General features: G+C 46.5%; 4 protein-coding genes and 1 pseudogene. All 5 read right to left on the reverse strand.

Translation table 11 applies throughout. The features are described from left to right. Positions 1–9 precede the first annotated feature (9 nt). Positions 10–807: pseudogene (locus FC61_RS12530) on the reverse strand (Cof-type HAD-IIB family hydrolase). Positions 808–967: 160 nt separating this feature from the next. Further along, a complete protein-coding gene (locus tag FC61_RS02290) occupies positions 968–1,663 on the reverse strand; it encodes a DnaD domain-containing protein (protein ID WP_011667782.1) in 696 nt (231 codons plus the stop codon). Positions 1,664–1,745: 82 nt separating this feature from the next. Continuing rightward, complete coding sequence (locus tag FC61_RS02295) at positions 1,746–2,927, reverse strand: pyridoxal phosphate-dependent aminotransferase (protein ID WP_021742334.1); 1,182 nt, start codon at positions 2,925–2,927, stop codon at positions 1,746–1,748. 20 nt (positions 2,928–2,947) lie between these two features. Next, positions 2,948–3,451 (reverse strand): cell wall elongation regulator TseB-like domain-containing protein, encoded by a 504-nt coding sequence (locus tag FC61_RS02300; protein WP_021742335.1) that lies wholly within the window; start codon positions 3,449–3,451, stop codon positions 2,948–2,950. Between the two features lie 57 nt (positions 3,452–3,508). Continuing rightward, positions 3,509–6,193 (reverse strand): helicase C-terminal domain-containing protein (locus FC61_RS02305; RefSeq protein WP_057717079.1); only part of this gene is annotated, 2,685 nt, incomplete at its 5' end.

A 6,193-nucleotide genomic window follows, 5' to 3' on the forward strand; every position in this document is an offset into this window, starting at 1 on the left:
TCACCCCTGTTAGTCTAAATAGTGTTTTATTCCATAAGCAACGCCGTCATCTTCATTACTTAATGTCACAAATTGGCTTGCTGCCTTCATTTCAGGTGCCGCATTCCCCATCGCGATTGACCGGCCAACTACCTTTAACATCGGCTAATCGTTGTGCCCATCACCAAATGCAGCTGCCTCGGCTAATGTTAGTTCACTTGATTCCAATAGTGTCATAATTCCTTGAGCTTTTTGTGCTCGAAGACTGGTAATCTCTAGATAATGATTACCTGCCTGCTGACAATTAATAACACCTGTAAATTGATCCAATTGGCATTTCAGGGCCTGCATAGTTTGCGTATCGTCAACAATCAACATGAGTTTGAATAACGAATGCGTTTGAGCAAACTGAGCTAATGTTTGCTGTATAACAATTGGCTTTTGCCGTGTTAAAGCTTGTTCGTGTAAAATTCCGCCATCAACCCGCTCAACATACCAGTCTGCTTGATCATAACAGCTCACACTGACTTGCGGAAATTTCTGTGCCAAGATAGTCAAAATGTTGGAACTCAATTTAGGATCAAGCGCGTGATGAACCAACGTTTTTCTTGTCTGTGGATCAAAGATAAGCCCCCCATTGAATGCAATTTGGGGAGCCGTCAACGCTAATTGTTGAATAGTCGCCTACATCTCCATGGGCGCACGGGCAGATACTAGCGTCACAGAACATACGCTATCAGCAACTGTTCGTCGATTATCATCACTTACCGTCCCTTGCTCATTCAGCAAGGTCCCATCCATATCTAAAAATATCTGTTTAATCGTCATTGACTCGACCTCCACTTCTACTCATAGCCTAACGTATGAAACGCGTTTCATAGCAAGACTCATAGCGTAAAAAAGACGATTATTTTAATTTTAGCAATAAAAAAAGCCTGAAGCCAAGCTCCAGACTGATAGGTTGTACTAACGATTAGAAAAACACAGCCTAATCATCCGTTAACTTAAAGATTGGGACATCGGGAATGGCCGTGGTTGGCGTCGTTGCCGACTGTGTCCGGCGTGGCGCTTGTCGTTCTTTTTCACGTTGAACTTGCGCCGCTGTTTTCAGGTTTTTACGCTCCCAACTCAACAAGATTCGATCCATATATTTCAAACTATAGGCTTGACTCAACACCGCTTCTTTCAGGGCTAATTGAATCAACTCGGGGCGATAGTGGTCTTCATCTAACCACTGAGTGATGCTCTCCATCTCCAAAGGTGATAACGGCCGACCGAATTCGGTTTCGATCTGATTGAAGATTGCCGAGCGATCATTACTAGCAGTTTGTTTAACGACCTGTTGCGTCGTTTTCACTGCTAGCTGGCTAAGCTTTTCCGTCAACAACCGAAAATCATAGGCGTCTTGTTTTTGCCCCTGACTATCCGTAACGGTCGTAATCACCATTAGTTTTTGGGTAATCATTTCGTGCAAGAGCTGATAGACCCGTTGTTTATCCCAACCTAAATGGCTGGCGATAACCGTCGCGTCTGGTAGCGGCTCCCCTCGATCCATGTATCGCCGTAATTGTAGGTAGACTAAAAGCTGATCCGTCGTCATCCCCACCTCACGAAAATGGTCGAGTAAATAATTAGCCAGGCTAGTTTGACCTGCCTGAACGTAATGCTGGATAAATTCAGTCATTCGATTAACTCCTTTACCAATTGAAAACGGCCGTACTCGCCAACTGCGAATCGACCGTTTCGTCAAATATCGTAATGAACCATTACGGGGTTGTCATAAATTTAGTTAGCCGCTCAATCGCCGACAATAAAGTTGCTAAATCAGCCGCATAGCTCAATCTGACGTGTCCGGGCAAGCCGAAAGCACTGCCAGTTACTAACGCCACATGCGCCTCATTAAGAACTGCAGCCACGAAGTCAGACGTGGTGGTTATTCCCTTCATTGCCATCGCAGCCGATACATCTGGAAACAAATAGAAGGCCCCTTGCGGTTTATGATTCAGTTTAACCCCGGGAACCGCTGCTAACAAAGGATAAATTCGATCTAGTCGTTGTTGAAAAGCCGCCTTCATCTCTGCTACAGGGGTTTGATCGCCAGTTAACGCTGCTAAGGCCGCTGCTTGACTCACTGCTGCGGCATTGCCCGTCATGTGTGATAAAACCGTCGTCATTGCACTGATGATGTCTGGTTGGCCCACCGCATATCCAATTCGCCATCCCGTCATGGCATAGGTTTTTGACACCCCATTAATCATGACTGTATGCGCCGCAATCTTATCACCAAGTGACAACATCGATGGTACCGGTGTTGGCCGATCATAGACCAGTTCCCCATAAATTTCATCGGCCACAATGATTAGCTGATGGGCCACCGCCCAATCACCTAACGCCGTCAATTCGGCTGGTGTATACACGAGACCACTGGGATTTTGAGGAGAATTTAGCACAATTGCCTTAGTTTTTGGCGTAACAGCCGCTTCTAATTGTGCCGGTGTCACTTTCAAATCAGCAGTTGGGGCCACTTCAATCGGCTGCCCCCCCGCCAGCTTAACCTGCTCGCTATAGCTGACCCAGTAAGGCGCCGGGAGTAATACCGCATCACCTGGATCAAGTAACACCTGAAACAGCGCATACAACGCCATTTTGGCTCCCGTTGTAACGACGACCTGTTGGGGAGTTACCGTCACCTGTTGCGTTTGCGATAGCCGATCGACAATTGCCTGCCGTAATGGCAAAATGCCTGCCGTTGCGGTATACCCATCAACTTCATTGGCTTGAATAGCGGCAATCGTCGCTGATTTAATTGCTGTTGGCGTTGTAAAATCCGGTTGGCCAACACTCAAGTTTAATACATCAATACCGGCGGCCTGCAATTCTTGCGCGCGTTGCGCCGTTTGGAACGTTGCGGAAGGAGCCACCTGCTGGGCTCGCTGTGAAAGTCGCATGGTCAACCTCCTACGATGATTTAAATGTTCGCAATTTGTTGTAAAACTTTGCCATTACTATATTGGTAAGTCAGATAACAAAGCTTGCCACTCTGATTCAAATAGCTTACCTGCCAAGCTGGCTTACCATTAAAGATGCTTAACGCTGCTGATAAAACCTTCTTGGGATTACGTTTCCAAACCTGTTGTAAGACCGTATTTCGTGAAATTCCGTCCGTTTGTTTCAAGACAGTGACTTTCTTTCCCGTTTTAGGCACGATCACGTACACCTTTTGTTTAGCTTTATTTTGACCCGAAACGGTGTAATACGTGGTATTCAGGTTGGTCCAATAAAAGTCTTGTGTACTAGTCAGATGCCCGGAATCTTTAGCAACGGTTTCTGCATGAACGCGCGCTTGGCTTAACGGCTTGGTTGCTTTATTAATCATGACACCCGCACTGATCAAGACTACTAAAATCACAAGCAGGATGGTTAAGAGCACCCAGTGTCGTGGTCGGCGTTGGCGCTTATACTGTTGTCTCATCAATTTTCCATCGTACTCCCTTATCAAACTTCTCAAATTTCAATCCCAGTCATTATATCAGACTTCTGGGGGTGTCGCCGAATCGGCTGGCTTTTTTTCAAAAAAATTAATTAAACCCTGTGTTAGGGTCCCAATATCTCCAGTTGTTTTCGGTAACTCCGCTGGTAGTGCGCGTAAGATACTTTGACCATACTGGCGTTCGACTAACCGTTGATCTAAGATGACCACCGCACCATAGTCATGGGGCGTTCGAATCAAGCGCCCAATTCCTTGACGCAACTTCAACGTCGCCGCTGGTAAAGCCGCATTATAAAACGGATTTTTCCCTGCCGCTTCCAGCCGGGCATAATTTGCTTTGACGAATACGCGATCTGGTGAATCGAAAGGCAATCGCGTCACAATCAATAACTCCAATTGCTCGGCGGGCAAATCAATTCCTTCCCAAAAACTCGCCGCACCTAATAAAATCGCTCCGTGACTGGTGGCAAATCGTTTCGTAATCCGCTCACGACTACCACTGACACCTTGAGCGAAAATGTCTCGGCGAGCAAACTCTGGTTGGGTCACCAACTGCTGATAGACCTGTTCAATCACACTGAGTGAATTAAACAAAATCAAAGTCTGCTTATTCACCGCGCCAGCAATTTGGGTAATCGCTGCCGACAAGTAAGTGACGTAATCTGCTGGCGCCACTCGACTCAGGTTAGGGCCTGAATCCGCCATCAGCAATTGTGCTTGCTTGCCATAGTCAAAACTGGAACGCATCCGATGGGTCACGGTTTGCTCACGTTGTAAATCGAATTGATCTAACACATATTGTGAGCGACCTGATGAAAAGAGCGTGGCCCCAGTCAAGAGCACCGGCTGAAATCCCGCATACAAGTGCTGACTTAAGAATCCCTCTGTAGCTAATAGGCCACTAGCCAATTGTAAGCTCGTTCGGTCCCCAACGTGGTTCATGGTTAACCAAAAGAGACTAGCTGGTGCCTGATCAACAACCTGCCGCAAAATTTCTAATAACTGGCCCATCTGATCGTCAAAAAGGTGCACCCGCGTATCAACCTGCTCGAACAAATAGCGTTCTGCCGACGTGAATTGGGCTTGTTGCTGATCATAGCGTTGCCGTAAAGCATTCAGTCCGGCTAACAGATCATCTGTAGCCATTGTTGCGCGGTCAATTGTGCGACTGCGATCAATTTCTTCGGTCAACGCTTGCGCACTAACTAATTCTTCAATGACTTGATTATGATTATTCAGTCGTTTATTGGCTAAAAACCGTAAAAACAGATGATCCACCAATGTGGTTAATTGTGTCTCTAACGTTTGACTAGCCGACAACAGCCGGTGCAACGTTAATGTTGCTTGAGTGTCCGCCGCGAACAAACGCAGTAAGCTGGGTCCAATTTCTCGATTAATGTCTCGCTGAATATGATGCAATTCATTGAGTAACTGGGCAAACTTAACTTGAGTTCGCCGTTGTTTCAACGTGCTTTCTGTTAAATGCTGTGCCTCATCAATGACTAAATAAGGTTGTTGGAGCTGCTCACCTAACGCCAAAGCGTGTTCACTCAAATAAGCGTGATTCACAATAATTACTTGGGCCTGCGCCATTCGGTGGTCTCGCCGCCGGATGAAGTCATCATCATAGAAAGGATTATCCACCGTAACGGCACCTTCATGAACAATCTCTTGGAAATAAGGTGCCCGATACGTCGCCAAATGTAATTCATCGAGATCACCAGTCGTCGTCATCGTCAGCCACACTAGTAAACGCAGCTTTAACAACTGCGTCTGCTTAGAGGTCTCTGCAACGTTTAAGGTAGTTGCAAATCGCTGCAAATCAAGATAATGCCGACTGCCCTTAACCAAAACAGCATTGACAGTAAAGGGGACAATTTGATTTAGCAGCGGGATCGTTTGGTCCAATAACTGCTCTTGTAGTAAGGTCGTTGCGGTACTAACCACAACGGGTCGACCAGTCTGTCCTAAATAAGCCATTGGCAATAGGTAGCCTAGACTCTTCCCAATCCCGGTTGGCGCTTCTACAATCATGTGTTTTACCGGATGCCGATCCGCCTCAGCATAATTATTATAGATGTAATTCATCATCTTAGCCTGTTCCGGCCGCCATTCCAAATTCTCCGGCATCAGCTTTTGTTTTTGCTTTTTGGTTTTCGGATATTTACTAGGTTCAGCTAAAGTTGTCGCCGGTAATGGTGCCGGTTGCCGTAGGGCCAACCCATTTTTAATGTAAAGATAATCCGGTAGCTTTCGTGGTGACTGCTCATTTAACTGCTGAGCCACTCGGAACAGTGTCGTCGTCTGCAATGGCAAATCCGCTTGCAAGTCGATCATTCGTTGTAGTGTCACCATTGGTAAAGCCCGTAATCGCCGAAATAAAAAGATAAATAATTCGGCCGTCGCACTAGCATCGCTATCAGCCGAATGCGGATTGTCGTGTTCAATATTAAATAATCGACTCAGGTCGCGTAGCCGAAAGCTCGTTGCAGTCGGCAATAAGATCTGACTCAAAGAAACCGTATCCACTGCGGCAATTGGTAAGGCCGGATACCCTACCCGTTCAAGCTCAGCATTGATAAACGGCAAATCAAAGTTAACGTTGTGCGCAACAAATACCGTGTTTGTTAACAAGCTATACAGCGTTCCTGCTACGTCATCAAAGAGGGGCGCATGCCGCACCCGTTTATTGGTAATCCCCGTTAGTCGCGAAATCGCGGCGGG

Origin of the sequence: Levilactobacillus brevis ATCC 14869 = DSM 20054, from assembly GCF_001433855.1 — a bacterium.
Classification (GTDB): domain Bacteria; phylum Bacillota; class Bacilli; order Lactobacillales; family Lactobacillaceae; genus Levilactobacillus; species Levilactobacillus brevis.